Origin of the sequence: Streptomyces zaehneri (assembly GCF_032248645.1) — a bacterium.
Lineage (GTDB): Bacteria > Actinomycetota > Actinomycetes > Streptomycetales > Streptomycetaceae > Streptomyces > Streptomyces coriariae.
This window is the reverse complement of record NZ_JASTTJ010000003.1, coordinates 199554-216597: the sequence shown is the minus strand read 5'-3', so window position 1 is coordinate 216597 and position 17044 is coordinate 199554. Positions and strand designations below refer to the sequence as shown.

17 protein-coding genes and 1 riboswitch are annotated in these 17044 nt (G+C 72.4%); of the genes, 6 read left to right on the top strand and 11 right to left on the bottom strand.

The genetic code is table 11. The features are described from left to right. Positions 1-35: 35 nt before the first annotated feature. A complete protein-coding gene (absR1, locus tag QQM72_RS06635) occupies positions 36-1121 on the top strand; it encodes a beta-glucuronidase AbsR1 (RefSeq protein WP_314219839.1) in 1086 nt (361 codons plus the stop codon). Positions 1122-1428: 307 nt separating this feature from the next. On the opposite strand, the gene QQM72_RS06630 is transcribed toward absR1, so the two are convergent. Next, a complete protein-coding gene (locus QQM72_RS06630) occupies positions 1429-2343 on the bottom strand; it encodes a sulfurtransferase (RefSeq protein ID WP_314219838.1) in 915 nt (304 codons plus the stop codon). A 425-nt stretch (positions 2344-2768) separates the two neighbouring features. On the opposite strand from QQM72_RS06630, the gene QQM72_RS06625 reads away from it, so the two are divergent. The 5 genes from QQM72_RS06625 (at position 2769) to QQM72_RS06605 (ending at position 7514) form a co-directional block, all read left to right on the top strand. Further along, positions 2769-3692: an ABC transporter substrate-binding protein gene (locus tag QQM72_RS06625; protein WP_314219837.1), complete on the top strand. Its 924-nt coding sequence runs from the start codon at positions 2769-2771 to the stop codon at positions 3690-3692. 135 nt (positions 3693-3827) lie between these two features. Continuing rightward, positions 3828-4880, top strand: a complete 1053-nt coding sequence (locus QQM72_RS06620; protein WP_314219836.1) for an ABC transporter substrate-binding protein — start codon at positions 3828-3830, stop codon at positions 4878-4880. Continuing rightward, on the top strand, positions 4877-5647 hold the full coding sequence (locus QQM72_RS06615) for an ABC transporter permease (RefSeq protein ID WP_314219835.1): 771 nt from the start codon (positions 4877-4879) through the stop codon (positions 5645-5647). Before QQM72_RS06620 ends, QQM72_RS06615 begins: the two co-directional genes overlap by 4 nt. Continuing rightward, positions 5644-6405: an ABC transporter ATP-binding protein gene (locus tag QQM72_RS06610; protein WP_314219834.1), complete on the top strand. Its 762-nt coding sequence runs from the start codon at positions 5644-5646 to the stop codon at positions 6403-6405. The genes QQM72_RS06615 and QQM72_RS06610 overlap by 4 nt, the downstream gene beginning before the upstream one ends. Then, complete coding sequence (locus QQM72_RS06605; RefSeq protein WP_314219833.1) at positions 6402-7514, top strand: phosphotransferase enzyme family protein; 1113 nt, start codon at positions 6402-6404, stop codon at positions 7512-7514. Before QQM72_RS06610 ends, QQM72_RS06605 begins: the two co-directional genes overlap by 4 nt. A gap of 112 nt (positions 7515-7626) precedes the next feature. On the opposite strand, the gene QQM72_RS06600 is transcribed toward QQM72_RS06605, so the two are convergent. The 10 genes from QQM72_RS06600 to QQM72_RS06555 all read right to left on the bottom strand — a co-directional run bounded on the left by QQM72_RS06600 (position 7627) and on the right by QQM72_RS06555 (position 16849). Further along, positions 7627-8775: an LLM class flavin-dependent oxidoreductase gene (locus tag QQM72_RS06600; protein ID WP_314219832.1), complete on the bottom strand. Its 1149-nt coding sequence runs from the start codon at positions 8773-8775 to the stop codon at positions 7627-7629. Beyond that, positions 8768-9859: an LLM class flavin-dependent oxidoreductase gene (locus QQM72_RS06595; protein ID WP_314219831.1), complete on the bottom strand. Its 1092-nt coding sequence runs from the start codon at positions 9857-9859 to the stop codon at positions 8768-8770. The genes QQM72_RS06600 and QQM72_RS06595 overlap by 8 nt, the downstream gene beginning before the upstream one ends. After that, complete coding sequence (locus tag QQM72_RS06590; protein ID WP_314219830.1) at positions 9856-11268, bottom strand: NtaA/DmoA family FMN-dependent monooxygenase; 1413 nt, start codon at positions 11266-11268, stop codon at positions 9856-9858. The genes QQM72_RS06595 and QQM72_RS06590 overlap by 4 nt, the downstream gene beginning before the upstream one ends. A 19-nt stretch (positions 11269-11287) precedes the next feature. Beyond that, on the bottom strand, positions 11288-12490 hold the full coding sequence (locus tag QQM72_RS06585; RefSeq protein WP_314219829.1) for an LLM class flavin-dependent oxidoreductase: 1203 nt from the start codon (positions 12488-12490) through the stop codon (positions 11288-11290). A gap of 121 nt (positions 12491-12611) precedes the next feature. Next, the gene (locus QQM72_RS06580; RefSeq protein WP_314219828.1) at positions 12612-12743 is read right to left on the bottom strand and encodes a putative leader peptide; all 132 of its coding nucleotides are present in this window, start codon (positions 12741-12743) and stop codon (positions 12612-12614) included. 11 nt (positions 12744-12754) lie between these two features. Continuing rightward, on the bottom strand, positions 12755-13504 hold the full coding sequence (locus tag QQM72_RS06575; RefSeq protein ID WP_314219827.1) for a GNAT family N-acetyltransferase: 750 nt from the start codon (positions 13502-13504) through the stop codon (positions 12755-12757). A gap of 103 nt (positions 13505-13607) precedes the next feature. Beyond that, positions 13608-14630, bottom strand: a complete 1023-nt coding sequence (locus QQM72_RS06570; protein ID WP_314219826.1) for a transporter substrate-binding domain-containing protein — start codon at positions 14628-14630, stop codon at positions 13608-13610. A gap of 75 nt (positions 14631-14705) precedes the next feature. After that, positions 14706-15509 carry an amino acid ABC transporter ATP-binding protein gene (locus tag QQM72_RS06565; protein ID WP_314219825.1) on the bottom strand — a complete coding sequence of 268 codons (804 nt, stop codon included), beginning with the start codon at positions 15507-15509 and terminating at the stop codon, positions 14706-14708. Continuing rightward, a complete protein-coding gene (locus tag QQM72_RS06560) occupies positions 15506-16486 on the bottom strand; it encodes an amino acid ABC transporter permease (RefSeq protein ID WP_314219824.1) in 981 nt (326 codons plus the stop codon). The genes QQM72_RS06565 and QQM72_RS06560 overlap by 4 nt, the downstream gene beginning before the upstream one ends. A gap of 213 nt (positions 16487-16699) precedes the next feature. Beyond that, complete coding sequence (locus tag QQM72_RS06555; protein WP_314219823.1) at positions 16700-16849, bottom strand: hypothetical protein; 150 nt, start codon at positions 16847-16849, stop codon at positions 16700-16702. Positions 16850-16882: 33 nt separating this feature from the next. Continuing rightward, positions 16883-17002, bottom strand: a riboswitch (SAM riboswitch). Between the last annotated feature and the right edge of the window lie 42 nt (positions 17003-17044).

The following is a 17044-nucleotide window of genomic DNA, read 5'->3' as shown; positions in this document are numbered from 1 at the left end:
GCCGGGCGCCGGTCCCGCAGGGCAACCTGTGACCCATGACCGCCCGTTACTGCTCGCTCGCCCAGCAGTCGGCCCCCGCCTTCGCGCCGGGGCTGGCCGCCGAGCGGCTCGGCGCGCTGATGAGCGGGCGGCGGATGTGGGTCAACGGGACGGTGCTGCACTACTGCTTCCTCGACGGCGAGAGCGACGGGTCGGTCATCGCCCTGCCGGCTTCCGGGGGGACCCGCTGGGTGTCCTGGGTCGGCGGCGAGGACCAGCGGGAGGTCGTGCGGGACTGCTTCCGCGAGTGGCGGGAGCTGGGCATCGGGGTGTCCTTCGCCGAGGTCGCCGACCGCTCGGAGGCGGAGCTGCGCATCGGGTTCCAGCCGGGTGACGGCTCCTGGTCGGCGGTGGGCCGGGACGCGCTGTCGGCCGGTCTCAACGAGCGCACCATGAACTTCGGCTGGGACCTGACCGCGCCCGGGGAACGCGCGACGGCCCTGCACGAGATCGGGCACGCGCTCGGCATGCAGCACGAGCACCAGAGCCCGTTCGCGGGCCTCCACTGGGACGACGAGGCCGTGTACGCCGAGCTCGCGGGCCCGCCCAACCACTGGAGCCGGGACCGGACCTGGTTCAACATCCTGCGCAAGCTGGACCCGGCCGAGGTGAACGGGTCGGTGTGGGACCCGCAGTCCGTCATGGAGTATCCCTTCTCGGCGGGGCTGGTCCTGGAGCCGGAGCAGTTCCGCGGTGGTGTGCATCCGTCCGGGGGGCTGTCACCGCTGGACAAGGAGTTCGTCCTCGGCTGGTATCCGCCGCCCGAGGGGGCTCGGCCGCCGGCGCTGGTGCCGTTCCGTTCGGTGCCGCTGTCGCTGGGGCCGGGCGAACAGGTCGACTTCACCGTCGAGCCGCGCGAGACCCGCGAGTACACCTTCGCCACCTTCGGGGAGAGCGACTCCATGGTCGTGGTCTTCGAGGAGCGGGACGGGGAGCCCCGCTTCCTCGCGGGGCACGACGACGGAGGCACTGCGCACAACGCCACGATCAGGGTCCGGCTCGTCAGGGACCGCCGCTACTTCGTCCGCGTACGCCTGTACTCCGGCTGGGGTTCGGGCGAGACGGCGGTCATGTGCTGGTGAGCCGTGAGGCCACCCGCGAACCACAGTCCGGCGCCGGGGGAAGCGCCGGGGACGCGTCACCTTCGGGGGAGGGAGACGCGTCCCCGGCCACACCGGGGCCGCCGGTGCCGGGCGGACCCGACCGGCGAGGACGGCGTTCGCGATCGCGTCGGTCGTCTGCGCGGGCCTGCCGGCGGCGGGCCTGCCGGTGAGCCTGGCGCTGCCGCGCGTTCCGTCCGGTGCGGGACGGGTGCGGGGGCGGGCGGGGGCCACGGACCGTACGTCCAGCCAGGCGCCGTAGGCCGTCGGCGGGGCAGCGGGTCGGCGGTCAGCCGCCCTGCCCCGGTGGCGTCAGGGCCGGGCCGACCGGCTCGAGCGGTCGCGCCGGGTCCTTCGACCACTCCTCCAGCGAGCCGTCGTAGAGGGACACGTCCTCGCGCCCGAGCAGCGTGAGGGCGAGGGCGACCCCGGCGGCCGACACACCGCCGCCGCAGTACAGGACGACCGGCGGGTCGGCGGCGTCGAGGCCGGCGCCGACGCGCGCGGCGAGGTCGGCCGCGGGCAGCAGGCGCCCTTCGCCGTCCAGGAGTTCGCGACCGGGAAGACTGCGGCTCCCCGGGATGTGTCCGCGTCGGCTGTACCGGGTGGGGGCCGACCCGTCGAAGCCGGCCGCGGGCAGCGCGCAGACCAGTGTGCCGGGCCGCTCGCCCCGGCTGATGGCTTCCACTTCGTGGACATCGGTCCACAGTCCGGGACGCGGGACGGGTGTCACGGGCGTCACCTGGGGCACCGGCACCGGGTCGTCGCCGGACGCGAGCGGCCGTCCCGCCGACTCCCAGGCCGCGAGACCCCCGTCGAGCACGGCCGCCGGCACGGAGATCGCCCGCAGCATCCACCACAGCCGGGCCGCCCAGATCCCGCCCCCGGTGTCGTACACGACCACCGCGCCGCCCTCCCCCACGCCGACCCGGGCGAGCGCGCGGGCCAGCGCCTCCGGGCCCGGCGCGGTGAAGTGGCAGGGCGCGTCACGGTCGGAGAAGTCCCCGGTCAGGTCGGCGTGCCGGGACCCGGGGAGGTGCCGTCGGAGCCATCCCTCACGGCCGCTCGCACTGCGGTGGTCGCCGTCGTGCCGGGGTGAGGGAAGCAGCACCGTGGCGTCGAGGACGACCAGCCGGGGATCGTCGAGCCGGGCGGCCAGCCAGGTGTCGTCGACGAGGGGGCCGGGCAGCGGGGAGGTGGTCATGGCGGCCGATGGTACGCCCGTGAGCTGGGCGTCTTACCCAATGATCACGGCCGTCTCATATTCCGGATCAAGGTTGCGCGAGGACGGCAGGCTGCCGTTATGGTTTCGGCCATCTACGCGGGAGCCCCTCCCCGGACGGGCTGAGAGGGCGTCTGGGATCCGTTCGTCGAACGCGGTCCCCATGGGGACGCCGACCGCACGAAACGCGCCCCGGCGCCCCGCGTAGGAGTTCACGTGTCCGCAGCAGTAGAGCCGAAGCCTTCGGTGGTCTCCACCCGGGCGACCAGCTCCTGTTGTTGTCGCCCGGGCAACTGCCGCGCGTGCCGCTGTCGCCGGCCCCTCTGACCGCGCACCGCCCGCACACCGCACACTCCCCTCCCCCGCCACTCTTCCGCGTTCCCGCGCGCCGCCTTCGGAGTTCCCTCATGCCGCACATCCGGGTCATGCTCGACTATTTCCATCCCTGGCCCAATTCCTCCGGTTTCTACGTGGCCCGTGCCCGCCGCTGGTTCGCGCAGGCCGGGCTGGACGTGGAACTCGTGGTCCAGGATCCGGGACGTGGTGACACCCTGGAGTACCTGGCCCGCGGCGAGGTGGACTTCGGTGTCTTCCCGCCCAACCGGCTGCTGGCCCGACGTGCCGCGCACGGCCAGCCGCTGATCGCGGTGGCCGCCGTCAACCACCGGGGCCTGGAGGCGATCCAGACCACCGCGTCCACCGGCATCACCCGCCCCCGTGAGCTCGCGGGCCGTCGCGTCGCCCTGAACCCGACCCCGCGCGGCCTGGCCATGGTCCGCCATCTGGTGGCGGCCGACGGCGGCGACCCGGACGCGGTGGTCACGATCGACGCGGGCGCCCGCGAGCTGACGGTCGACGACATCGAGGCGGGCGAGGCCGACGCCACCTTCGGCACCTACTGGTCCTGGGACGCGCTGCGCGGCGACCTCCCCGAGGACCGGCGCGTGACCTGGCCGGTCGACGAGATCGGCGCACCCCGCTACCACAGCTACCTGCTGGGCACGAGCGAGCACCTGCTCGCCGAACAGCCCGCCCTCGTACGGGACTTCCTCGCCGTCACGGCCCGGGGCTACGCGGCCGCCGCGCAGGACGCCGAGCGGACGCTGGAACTGCTCGAAGGGGTCATCCCCTACTTCCCGCGCCCGCTGATAGCCCGTTCCCTCGCCCTGATCGCACCCACCTGGACGGACCCGCAAGGCCGTTGGGGAGTGATCGACCCGGCGCGCACCGGCCCGTACGCGCACTGGCTGTCGGAGCACGGCGCCCTCGCGCACGACCGGGACTGGGACCGCTCCTTCACCAACGCGCTGCTGCCGGCCGTGACCGCGTGAGTGTCCTGTCCTGCCAGGCCCGGGGGCTGACCCGGCGGCTGGCCGTCGACTTCAAGCGGGTGGACAGCGCGCTGTGTCGCCGCGCGTGACCGCGCCGACGCCGCCCCGACCCCACTCGCCCCCGAAGGAACCCTCATGCACCGCCGTACCGTCCTGTCCGTCATAGCCGCGTCGGCCGTCCTCGCCGCCACCGGCTGCTCCGCGGACCCCTCGGCCGACGCCACCGCGAAGGACGGCACCACGACCGTCACCCTCGCCCTGGACTGGACCCCCAACACCAACCACACCGGCATCTACGTCGCCCGGCAGAAGGGCTGGTTCAAGGCGGCCGGCATCGACCTGAAGATCGTGCCCTACGGCTCCACCGCGCCCGAGACGCTGATCGCGAGCCACAAGGCCGACTTCGGCGTCTCCTACCAGGAGGGCGTCACCACGGCGCGCGCCGCCGGACAGGACATCACCTCCGTCTACGCGGTCACCCAGAAGACCAACGTCACCATCGCGGTGCGCGCCGGCCGTACGGACCTCGCGTCCCCCAAGGACCTGGACGGCGAGACGTACGCCGGTTTCGGCGCGCCCTACGAGAAGCCGCTGCTGCGACAGGTGATCCGCGACGCGGGCGGCAAGGGCGACTTCAAGCAGGTCACCCTCAGCACCTCGGCGTACGCGGCGCTCTACGCGGGCAAGGCGGACTTCGCGATGCCGATGCCGACCTGGGAGGGGCTGGAGGCGGAGCTGAGCGGCAAGCCGCTGAAGAACTTCCAGCTGTCCGACTACGGCTTCCCGGCGATCTACTCGACGCTCCTCGCGTCCTCCGACCGGTTCCTGAAGCAGCACCCGGAGGTCGCGAGGAAGTTCCTGGCCGCCGTCGACAAGGGGTACCGGTACGCGGCCGATCACCCCGACCAGGCCGCCGATCTCCTCGTCGACGCCAACAAGAGCGTGCTCACCAACACCGAACTCGTGCGGAAGAGCGAGCAGTTGCTCGCCAAGGAGTACTACAGGGCCGCCGACGGCACGATCGGCGCCCAGAGCGAGGAGCGCTGGCAGGCCTTCGCCGACTTCGAGTACCGGGCCGGGCTGCTGAGCGACGCGAACGGCAGCAGGCTGACCGAGGCCCCGGACGCCAGGTCGTTCTTCACCAACGCCTACCTGCCCACCTCGAAGGACGCCGGGAGCGCCGAGTGAGGTCGCTGCTGCGGTCGTCGTGGCCGCCGTTGCTCGTGCTGGCCGTCGTGGTCGGCGGCTGGCAGCTGTACGTGTCCGGCGCGGGCGTCGATCCGACGATGCTGCCGTCGCCGGCGCGGGTGGTGGAGCAGGGCTGGGCCAACCGCGCGGACCTGTGGGCGCAGACCGTGCCCACGCTCCAGGAGACCCTGCTCGGCTTCGCGCTGTCGTTCGCGGCGGCCTGGCTGGTCGCCGTGCTCCTGGACTTCTCGGCGGCGGCCCGCAGGGGGCTGTACCCGCTCCTGGTCGCCTCGCAGACCGTCCCGATCGTCGCCGTGGCCCCCCTGCTCATCATCTGGTTCGGTTTCGGGCTGCTGCCGAAGATGCTGGTGGTGACGCTGACGACGTTCTTCCCGCTCGCCGCCAACCTGGCCGCCGGGTTCGCCGCGACCGACCGTGAGGCGATGCGGCTGCTGCGCTCGCTGGGCGCGGGCCGGCTGCGGACGTTCCGGCTGGTGCGGGTACCGAGCGCGATGCCGTACTTCTTCGCCGGCCTGCGGGTGAGCATCACCTACGCCGTCGTCGGCGCCGTGTTCGCGGAGTACGCGGGTGCGGAGGCCGGGCTCGGGATCTACATGCAGGCGCAGAAGAGCGCGTTCCGGACGGACCTGGTGTTCGCGGCGGTCGGCGTGACGGCGGCGCTGAGCATCGCGCTGTTCGGGGCCGCCTGCCTGCTGCAGCGGCTGGTGCTGCCCTGGGAGCGGGCGCAGCGGGAGGAGACGTCATGAGCAGTCTGCGGATCGAGGAGGTGGGTAGGTCCTTCGGCTCGCTGGAGGTGCTGCGCGGCCTCCGACTGTCGGTGGAGCCGGGCGAGTTCGCGGCCGTGATCGGGCCGAGCGGCAGTGGCAAGAGCACGCTGTTCAACCTCGTCTCGGGGCTCGACCGGCCGACGACCGGCCGGGTGCTGGTGGAGGGCGAACCGGCCGGGGTGCGCTCCGGCAAGGTCGCCTACATGCCGCAGAAGGACCTGCTGTTCCCGTGGCGGACCGTGCTGGACAACACCGCGCTCGGCCTGGAGGCGCAGGGCGTGCGCAGGAAGGAGGCCCGGGCGCGGGCCGACGCGCTGTTCGCCGACTTCGGGCTCGACGGCTTCCAGAAGGCGTACCCCTCGCAGCTCAGCGGGGGCATGCGGCAACGGGCCGCGCTGCTGCGCACGGTCGTCCTGGAGCGTCCGGTGCTGCTGCTGGACGAGCCGTTCGGGGCGCTGGACTCGCTGACCCGCACCGAGATGCAGCTGTGGCTGGCGCAGATGTGGCAACGGCACCGCTGGACGGTGCTGCTGGTCACCCACGACATCCGCGAGGCGGTGCTGCTCGCGGACACCGTGCACGTCCTGTCGCCGCGCCCGGCCACCGTCGTCGCCCGCGTGGAGGTGCCGCTGGCCCGCCCGCGCGGGGCGCAGGACTTCACGGCGCCCGGGTTCACGGCCACCGAGCGCCGGGTCCTGGAAGCACTGCGCGGCACGACGGCGGTGAGGACCGCGTGAGCGCACATCTGGCGCACGGTCTCGGCACCGAGCCGGTCGAGCCCGACTGGGCGCCGCTGACCGACGACGAGGTGACCGACGTCGTCGGGGCGGGCGCCCGGGTGGTGTGGCGCAGCCCGCGCCCGCTGTCCGCGGCGGCCGTCGTCGAGCGGGACGGCCGGCGGCTGTTCGTGAAGCGGCACCACATCGCCGTGCGCTCCCCGGCGGGGCTGGCGGAGGAGCACGCCTTCCTGCGCCACCTGCGCGAGCACGGCGCGCCGGTGGTGGAGGTGCTGCGCACGGCGGCACGCGGCGCCTGGACGTACGAGGTGCACTCGACCGGCGCCGGGGAGGACCTGTACCGGGACGCGCTGTCCTGGTCGCCCTTCCGCTCCCCCGCGCACGCCAGGGCGGCGGGTGAGGCGCTGGCCCGGCTGCACCTGGCGGCCCGGGGGTTCGACGCGCCCCGGCGCCGGGCGCAGCCTCTCGTCGCCTCGTTCACGGTGTTCGCCGCGCGGGATCCCCTCAAGGCGCTGGACCGGTTCCTCGACGAGCGGCCCCGACTGGCCGCGGGGATCGGGCGGTTCCCGTGGCGCGAGGACGTCCGGCGGGTGCTGCTGCCCCTGCACGAACGGCTCGCGCCCCATCTGTCCGGCCTGGAGCCCCTGTGGACCCACAACGACTGGCACGCCTCCAACCTGCTGTGGGGCGGCGACGGACAGGTCAGCACCGTCCTGGACTTCGGCATGAGCGACCGCACGACGGCCGTGCACGACCTGGCCACCGCGATCGAGCGCAACGCCGTGCAGTGGCTGCGGCCCGGCTACCCGGTGCGGGAGGCGGACCTGACCGCGCTCGTGGACGGCTATGCGTCCGTACGACCGCTCACCGCCGTCGAGTCGGCCGCGCTCCCCGAGCTGCTGCCGCTGGTGCACGCCGAGTTCGCGCTGTCCGAGCTGGGCTACTTCCACGGCGTCACGCGGTCCGCGGAGAACACCCGGCTGGCGTACGAGTACTGCGTGGGGCACGCCGAGTGGTTTTCCGGCGAGGACGGCGGACGCCTGCTGGACGTCGTGGCCCGTGCCGTCGGGGCCGAGCGCGGTCGCTCCACAGCGGGCACCTCGCGGTAGGCGGCGGGTGACGGCGGGTGTGCCGCCGTCGGCGCGGCGAGGCGGCCGGCCGCGCCGAGGCGGTCACGTACGGCGTCCGTGAGGACGCCGGTGCGGCGGGACCGCCGGTGGATCAGTCCGACGGGGTGGAGTGACCCCTGCGGCGCCACTCCTCGGCGAGGAGTTCGTAGGAGCGGACGCGGTCCGTGTGGTCGTGGGTGATGGTGGTGACGAGCAGTTCGTCGGCGCCGGTGGCCTCCTGGAGCTGTTCCAGGAGGTCGGCGACCCGGGCCGGGGAGCCGACGAACTGGGTGTCGATCCGGTCCTGGACGAGCGCCCGGTCCTCGTCGGTCCAGGCGTGGGCGCGTGCTTCCCCCGGCGTCGGGAACGGGATCGCGCCCTCGGCGGTGCGGATGCTGCGCACCCACGGGCCGTAGCCGGCGGCGAGTTCGCGGGCGCGGTCGTCGTCCTCGGCGACGACGACATCGGCGGAGACGCTGACATAGGGCGCGTCCAGGGACGCGGAGGGCTTGAAGCGGGCCCGGTAGCCGTCCACCGCCTCCAGGACGGTGGCCGGGCTGACGTGGTAGTTCGCGGCGAAGCGCAGACCCCGGGCGCCCGCGACCTCGGCGCTCTGGCCGCCGCTGCTGCCCAGGATCCACACGTCGACCTCGGCGCCCTCGCCCGGGACGACATGCGCTTCGAGGCCCTCCGGCGAGCGGTAGGTGCCGGCCAGCAGCGCGAGGACGTCGTCGATCTGCTCGGCGTAGTCCTGCGAGGTGGCGTCCGGCAGGAGGAGCAGCCGGCGCTGGAGGGCGATCCGGGGCGAGCCGAGGAGGCGTTCGAAGGAGAAGCGGGGCGGGATCAGCAGGCCGTTCGGGGCCCGGCCGTCGACGACCGGGGTGGCCGTCGACGGCGGGCTCGGCCGTTCCCCCGGCGGACGGCCGCCCGAGCGGCCCAGGCCCAGGTCGAAGCGGCCGGGGTGCAGCGCGTCGATCAGGCCGAACTCCTCCACCGTGGACAGGGCGGTGCGGTGTCCGAGCTGCACGGCGCCGGAGCCGAGCCGGATGGTGGAGGTGGCGGCCGCGGTCAGGGCCAGGACGACGGCCGGGGAGGTGCCCGCGACACCGGGGTTGAGGTGGTGTTCGGCGAACCAGTAGCGGGCGTATCCGAGCCGTTCCGCGTGCCGGGCCAGGTCGATGGAGTTGCGCAGGGCGTCCGCGGCCGTCGAGCCCGAGGGGATCGGGACCAGGTCGAGCACGCCGAGAGGGATGTCAGACACGGGCCGGCTCCTCGGTGTCCGACGGTGTGGGAAGCACCGGACCCCAGGCGAACGGCGGGTCCGGCAGGTCCTTGCGCAGCACGGACGCCACCTCCGACTGGAACAGCTCCAGCGACTCGCGGTGCCGGGCGTCGGTCAGGCCGCCCGCGTCGGCGTGCACATGCAGCACGGTGTGGCCGAACCGCTCGTGGTAGCGGTGCACCTTGTCGATGACCTGCTGCGGGCTGCCGATCAGGGCGGAGCTGCGCTCGACGAGGTCCTCCACCGTCTCGAAGACGACGGGCAGCCCGGCCTGTCTCTGGAAGGCGAGCGTGCCCTCGAAGACCGGCCGGTAGGCCTCGACGGCCTCCTGGGAGGTGCGCGCCACGTACAGTCCCGCCGAGCCGGCGCCCACCGCGAGGGCGCCCGGGTCGTGACCGTAGTGCTCCCAGCGCTCCCGGTAGTACCGGATCAGCTCGGCATAGGGCTCGATGGGGTGGGTGACGTTCGCCGAGAACAGCGGGTCGCCGTAGCGGGCGGCCAGGTCGACGGACTCCCTGCTGGTGGCGCTGCCGTGCCAGACCCGGACGGGCTGCTGGTACGGCCGGGGCCACACCTCCGCGTCCGTCAACTCCGGGCGGAATCGGGTGGCCGCGCTGACCTTGTCCTGGCGCCAGATCTGCCGGAACACCTCGTAGCTCTCGGCGTTGCGCTCCCACTGGTCGTCGGGCGTGACCTGGAACAGCTCGCGCTGGGCGGCGCCGTTGCCCTTGCCGATGATCAGCTCCAGACGGCCGCCGGAGAGGTGGTCGAGGGTGGCGTAGTCCTCGTAGGCGCGGACCGGGTCGAGGAGGCTGAGGGTCGTCACGGCGGTGAAGAGCCGGATGCGGCGGGTGAGGGCGGCGACATGGCTCAGCACCACCGGTGGGGAGGAGGAGATGAACGGCCGTTCGTGGCGCTCCCCCACGCCGAAGCCGTCGAAGCCGAGTTCCTCGGCGAGCAGGGCGTTGTCGAGCACCTCGCGGAAGCGGTCCCGGGTGGGCTTCAGGACACCGGTGACCGGGTCCGGGCGGTGCACGATCAGGGTGATGGCGAGGAACTTCACGAGGCCACCCGCGCGGCGCCGTCCGCCTCGTCGACGGGGGTCCCCCCGCTCGAGCGAAGCCGAGAGTGGGGGAGGGCGAGGCCGAGGTGGTCGCGGAGGGTGGTGCCCTCGTACTCGGTGCGGAAGACGCCCTGTTCCTGGAGGAGCGGGACGACCTGGTCGGCGAACGCGTCGAGGCCGCCGGGGGTGATGTGCGGGACGAGGATGAAGCCGTCGGCGGCGTCGGCCTGCACGTACTCGTTGATCGTCCTGGCGACGGTCGCCGGGGAGCCGACGAAGTTCTGCCGGTTGCCGGTCTCGATGACCAGGTCGCGGATCGACCAGTTGTTGGCCTCCGCGAGCTCACGCCACTCGCGCGCGGTGGCCAGCGGGTCGCGGTACATCCGGACCTGGGCGCGGCCGCGTGCGATGTGGTTCTCGCCGAGGTCCGGATCGATGTCCGGCAGGGGGCCCTCCGGGTCGTAGCCGGACAGGTCCCTGTTCCAGACGAACTCCAGGTGCTTGAGGGCGGTGGCGCCGCTGACCTGCTGGCGGCGCACGTCCTTGGCGATCTCCTCGGCCTCGGCGTCGGTGTCGCCCAGGACGAAGCTCGCGGCGGGCAGGATCAGCAGTTGGTCGGCGCGCCGGCCGTACTTGGCGAGCCGTGACTTGACGTCGGTGTAGAAGGCCTGGCCGGCGTCGAGGGCCGCGTACCGGCTGAAGATCGCGTCGGCGGACGAGGCGGCGAACTCGCGGCCCTCGTCGGAGTCCCCGGCCTGGAAGATCACCGGGCGGCCCTGGGGGCTGCGCGGCACGTTGAACCGGCCCTGGATGTCGAACTGGCGGCCCTCGTGGACGAAGGCGCCGGCCTTGGCGTCCTGGAGGAAGGTGCCGGTGCTCGGGTCGGCGACGATCTCGTCGCCCCGCCAGGAGTCGAAGAGCTCGCCCGTGGTGGCGAGGAACTCCTTGGCACGGGCGTACCGCTCGTCCTGCGGGAGGTAGCCGCCACGGCGGAAGTTCTCGCCGGTGAAGGCGTCCCAGGAGGTGACGACGTTCCACGCGGAACGGCCGTCGGAGAGGTGGTCGAGGCTGGCGAACTGGCGGGCCACCTCGTAGGGCTCGTTGAAGGTGGAGTTGATGGTTCCGGTCAGGCCGAGGCGCTCGGTGACGGCGGCGAGCGCGGCGAGGATCGTGAAGGTGTCGGGGCGGCCGACCACGTCCAGGTCGTAGATCCTGCCGCCCTGTTCGCGCAGGCGCAGCCCCTCGGCGAGGAAGAGGAAGTCGAACTTGGCGCGCTCCGCGGTCCGCGCGAAGTGCGCGAAGGAACTGAACTCGATGTGGCTGCCGGCCCGCGGGTCGCTCCACACGGTGGTGTTGTTGACGCCGGGGAAGTGCGCGGCGAGATGGATCTGCTTCTGGGGCTTGCTCATGGTGGGGTCTCCCTCCCGCTCAGACGGCGGCGTAGCGGTTGGCGGGGCGGGGCAGGCCGAGCAGCCCGCGCAGGGTGTCGGCCTCGTAGGCACGGCGGAAGGCGCCGCGGCGCTGGAGTTCGGGGACCAGACCCCGGGTGACGGCCGGGAGGTCGTGCCCGGCCACGGCCGGGCGCAGCCGGAATCCGGTCAGCCCGGCTGCCTGGAAGTCCTGGAGCAGATCGGCGAGTTGGGCGGGCGAGCCGGCGAAGACGCGGGCGTCGCTGCGGTACTCCTCGCCGGCGAGGGCGTCGAGGCGGTCGCGCCGGGCGGCGGCCTCGGCCGGGTCGTCGTCGAGGAAGACCACCAGGTCCGCGAAGACGTGCAGCGGCTCGGCCGCCCGTCCCGCCCGTTCCTGTTCGGCGCGGATCTCGGCGACGATCGTGCGGGCCTGGCCGGTGTCGTGCGGGGTGACGTACCCGACGTCGGCGGCGCGGGCCACCAGACGATAGGGGACCGTGTCGTGCGCGAGGGCGGTGACCAGCGGCTGGCCCTGCGGCGGGCGGGGGGTGATGGAGGGCCCCTTGACGCTGAAGTGGCGGCCCTCGAAGTCGATGTAGTGGAGTTTGTCGCGGTCGACGAATCGGCCCGTCGCCACGTCCCGGATCTCGGCGTCGTCCTCCCAGCTGTCCCAGAGGCGGCGCACGACCTCGACGTAGTCGGTGGCCTCGTCGAACAGGTCGGTCACCAGATCCTGGGTGGCCGGGGCGTCGTAGGCCTCGATCCGGGGGATCGTGCGCCGGCCGAAGTGGGCGGCCTCGGTGGGGCGGGCGGTGACCTGCACGCGCAGGCCGGCGCGGCCGGTGCTCACGTAGTCGAGGGTGGCGATCGCCTTGGACAGGTGGAAGGGCTCCGTGTGCGTGGCCACCACGGTCGGCACCAGGCCTATGTGGTGGGTGAGCGGGGCGACTCGGGAGGCGACGAGGACGGCGTCGAGCCGGCCGCGCACCTGGTCGGTGCGGTCGTCCGGGTCGAGGAAGTGGGAGGACTGCGGGCCCAGGCCGTCCTCGATCGTCACGAAGTCGAGCAGTCCGCGCTCGGCCTCGGCGACCAGGTCGGCCCAGTATCCGGCGGTGAACAGCTCACGGGGTCGGGCGACGGGCTCGCGCCAGGAGGCGGGGTGCCAGCCGGTGCCGTCCAGAGCGACGGCGAGATGCAGCGGGGAGGAGGGGGTCGAGGACACGAGGGTGCCTTCCTGGAGGTCCGTACGAGAGCGCCGGCCTGCGCGCGGAGACGGCGCGGGCACACGGCGAGGTGCGAGCGCGTCGAGCCGGGGGTCCCCCCGGCCGAAGGCTGGGGAAGGATCAGGAGCAACAGAGCGCGCCGGCCACGCGCTGAAGGTCGATGTGGGGCCGGGAGTGGAGGTGTACGGCGTGGCGTACGTGGGTCACGTCCGCACCTCCCTCTTTCCTGGCGCCGCGCGGCGCCTCACACATCTCGTCATCAGTCAGAACGCCGTGAAATCGCCGGATGTTCCCGGTGTGCGCACCGAGACGATCGTCGAGCGGCGGCGCGGGGTGAAGCCGAGGGATTCGTAGAGGCGGATCGCGGGGGCGTTGCCGGCGGCGGCGTGCAGGAACGGGGTGTCGCCGCGCTCGCGGATGCCGTCGGCGACCACGCGGATCAGCCGGGTGGCAAGGCCGTTGCCGCGGTGGTCGGGGTCGGTGCAGACGGCGCTGATCTCGGTCCAGCCGGGCAGCCGCAGGCGTTCGCCGGCCATGGCGATCAGGCGTCCCTCGTACCGGATGCCGAGGTAGGTGCCGAGGGCGACGGTCCGCCGGAGGAAGGGTCCGGGGCGGGTCCGGGCGACGAGGTCGAGGATCTCCGGCACGTCGTCGGGGCCGAGGTGGACGGCCTCGGGCGCCGGTTCGGTGCGGAACGCCTCGGTGGCGACGAGCTGGACGCCCTCTCCCCCGCCGATGACCTCCCAGCCGTCGGGAACCCGTTCGACGGGCTTGATGCGTACGGAGGTTCCGGGGCCGACGAGGGTGAGCAGGTCGGCCCAGGCGGCGGGGTCCCCGGGGTCGGCGAGGGCGGCGAAGTCGTAGACGTCGGCCGGGTAGCGCGCGGCGCGGCCGACCCGGTCGGCGAGGTGGGCGTGCGGGCCGGCGAGCGCGGCCCACACGGCGTTGTCGAGGGGGTGCGGGTGGGTGACGGTCGGAGCTCCGCCTCCGCGGAGGTCGATCGGGGTGGTCACGGAGGCGGAGTCCCTTCCTGTCGTACCTGGCGTTGCCGTGGTTGCTGTCGTTGCTGTCAGGCCTGACTCAACCCACCTGCTTGAGCGTCATGGTGACGATCGGTCAGGAGTTGTCCAGCGGAAGTCCGGGCGGGTTGACCTCGGACTTGGCGACGGCCTCGTTGGAGAGGTTGTAGGCCGCCAGCCACTTGGCGTACTGACCGTGCTCGATCAGGTAGTTGATGGCGTCCGCGACCGGCTTGGCGAGACCGCTGTCCTTCTTGGCGGTGGCGGCGATCAGGCCCTGGAGCGTCTCACCGGCGCCGGAGAAGGTGCCGGCGTTGCGGGTGGCGTTCGCCTTGCCCGCGGTCTGGGAGACGTTGTAGGCGATGCCGGGGTTGGGGCCGAAGTACGCGTCGATCTTGCCGCTGGCGAGCGCCAGGTAGATGCCGTTGCGGTCCGGGTAGTACTTGACGGTGAGCTTCTTGCCCTCGGACTCCAGCTTCTTCTTCCACTCCAGGAGGATCTTCTCCTGGTTGGTGCCGGAGCCCACGGTGACGGTCAGACCGGCGAGGTTCTCGTAGTCGCCGTCGAAGTTCCAGGTGCTGGACTTCTTGACCTCCCAGCCGAGGTTGTCCTGGCGGTAGGAGGCGAACTCGTACTTCTTCTTGCGCTCCTCGGTGTCGGTGATGTTCGAGAAGCCGACGTCGACCTTGCCGCTGTCGATGCCGACGAAGAGGTTCTCCCAGGTGAAGTTCTTCGTCTCCGACTCCAGGCCGAGGACCGCGGCCACCAGGCGGCCGAGGTCGGGCTCGGCACCGGTGAGGGTCTTCTGGTCGTCGCCGACGTAGGCGAGCGGGGCGAAGCCGGAGGGCAGGGCGCCGATGCCGATGTTCAGCTTGCCGCTCTTCCTGATCGCGTCGGGCAGTTCTGCGCTGATGGACTTGACCTCGGAGACCTTGAGGGCGGTCTCCTTGGCGGCGCCGTTGGACACCCGGCCGATGGTCACGCTGCCGGCCGCGCTGTCGGTCGTGGTGGCGGCCTCGCTGTCACCACCGCAGGCGGCGAGCCCGGTGGCGAGGGTGGCGACCGCGGTCGCCGCGGTGATGCCGCGAATCAGGCTGCGTCGGGTGAAGTGGGCAGACATGGCCGTCCTTTGTGACTGGTGTGACTGATCGAGAGGGTGGTGGCGTGGGGGGGGAAGTCGTGGGGCGCTTCGGTGTCAGAGCACCTTGCTGAGGAAGTCCCGGGTCCGCTCGTGCCGCGGTTTGTCGAGGACCTCGCCGGGCGGGCCCTGCTCGACGATCTTCCCGCCGTCGATGAAGACGACCCGGTCGGCGACCTCGCGGGCGAAACCGACCTCGTGGGTGACGATGACGAGCGTGGTGCCGCTGGTCGCCAGGTCCTTGATGACGGCGAGGACCTCTCCCACCAGTTCGGGGTCGAGGGCCGAGGTGGGCTCGTCGAAGAGGATGACGCCGGGGCGCAGCGCGAGGGCCCGGGCGATGGCGACGCGCTGCTGCTGGCCGCCGGAGAGCTGCCGGGGATAGGCGCCGGCCTTGTCGGCCAGGCCCACCCGGTCCAGGAGTTCACGGGCCAGTTCCAGGGCGGCGGGCTTGGTGAGTCGCCCGGTGGCGGTGGGCGCGGCGGCGACGTTGTCGAGCACGGTCAGGTGCGGGAAGAGGTTGAAGTTCTGGAAGACGAAACCGATGCGGCCGCGCTGGGTCAGGATGGCCCGTTCGCTCAGCTCGCGCAGCCGGTCGCCGTTGCGGCGGACGCCGATCAGCTCGCCGTTGACGCTGACATAGCCGATCTCGGGCTTCTCCAGGTGGTTGATGACCCGCAGCAGGGTGGACTTGCCGGAGCCGGACGGGCCGAGGATCACGGTGACCTCGCCGGGCCGCACGGTCAGGCTCACACCGTCCAGGACCCGGTGGGCGCCGTACCACTTGTGCACGTCGTGCACCTCGACGGCGGCGGGCACGATCCCTGCGGTGTCGGCGCTCTGCACGGTCTCGGTGGTCATACGGCGGCCTCCCGGCGGATGCGGGCCCGCAGGTCGGTCAGACCGGTCCGCAGTTTCTGAAGCGGCGTCGGCGGCAGGGAACGGGTGGCGCCCCGGGCGTAGTACCGCTCGACGTAGAACTGGACGACGGAGACGAGGCTGGTCAGGATCAGGTACCAGACGGTGACGACCAGCAGCAGCGGCACGATGTCGCCGGGGTAGGTGGCCCCCATGGTCTGCGCGGTGCCGAACAGGTCGAGCAGGGACACGTAGAAGACCAGCGAGGTGGACTTGACCAGGCCGATCAGCTGGTTGACGTAGTTCGGCGTGATCGACCGCAGGGCCTGCGGAAAGACGATCTTCCAGAACTGGTAGCGCCTGGGCAGGCCTAGGGCGGCGGCCGCCTCGTGCTGGCCCTGGTCGACGGAGAGGATGCCGCCGCGGACCACCTCGGCGGCGTAGGCCGCCTCGTTGAGGCTGAGGCCGACGACGGCGATCACCATGTCGGTGGCCAGCCGGGACTCGTCGAAGCGGAAGAACGCCGGGCCGAAGGGGACCCCCACGCTCAGAGTCTGGTACAGGGCGCTGAAGTTGTAGAGGAAGAGCAGCACCACGATCAGCGGGATGGAGCGCAGCGCCCACACGTAGGTCCAGCTGACCGCGCGCAGCACCGGGCTCTTCGAGAGCCGGGCGAGGGCGAGCAGGATGCCGCCGAGGAGGCCCAGCACCGCGCTGTAGGCGGCCACTTCCAGGGTGATCAGCAGTCCGTCGAGGATGACCGGCCGCAGGAACCAGTAGCCGAAGCGGTCCCACTGGTAGAAGGGGTTGGAGATCAGTCCGTGCGTGAACTGCGCCACCAGGACCAGGGCCACGGCGGTGGCGATCCAGCGGCCGGGCTTGCGCAGCGGCTGGACGCGCTGGGCGGTGAGCTTCTGCGACGGGACGTCGATGGCGGGTGCGGGTTCGGCGAGGGTCACGGCGCCTGGGGGTTCACTCATGAGGGGCTCCGGCGGGAGTGGGACACCCCGGGGCACGGCGGACGTGCGTGGCCGGACGCGCTTCGGCGGGGCGGCGGGGACCGCTCCGCGGGCGCGAACAGGGCATGGCGCACGGATGCGTACGGAAGACCGGGGTGGGGCGGACAACGGCACACCGCTCGGGCGGTGTTCGTCAGGAACGCGGAGGCGGGGCTGCGGTGCGAGGGGTTTCGTTCAGCCCCGACAGCGGGCACGGCCCGGTGCGGTACACAGTGCGCTGTTCACGCGCAGGAGGTCGACGGCGCGGTTGGCGACGAGGATGTCGAGGTACGGCCGTACGCAGCCCCGGGGGCGACGGGGCGCCGTCCGATGAGCTGCGTACATGTCCGTCTCCATCACTGTTCCGGCCCTGAGGGGCCCTCGCGCTTACCGATACGTCACTGCCGAAACGTCGGTCCGGTCGTCACCTGGGGCACCCCACCGCGGAGCGAGGGTTGCCGGTCAGCTAGCCAGGGCTTGTCGCTGACGCTCATGACCGTTCTGGGCCGTAAGTAAGACAGTTGCCCGAACGAATGTCAA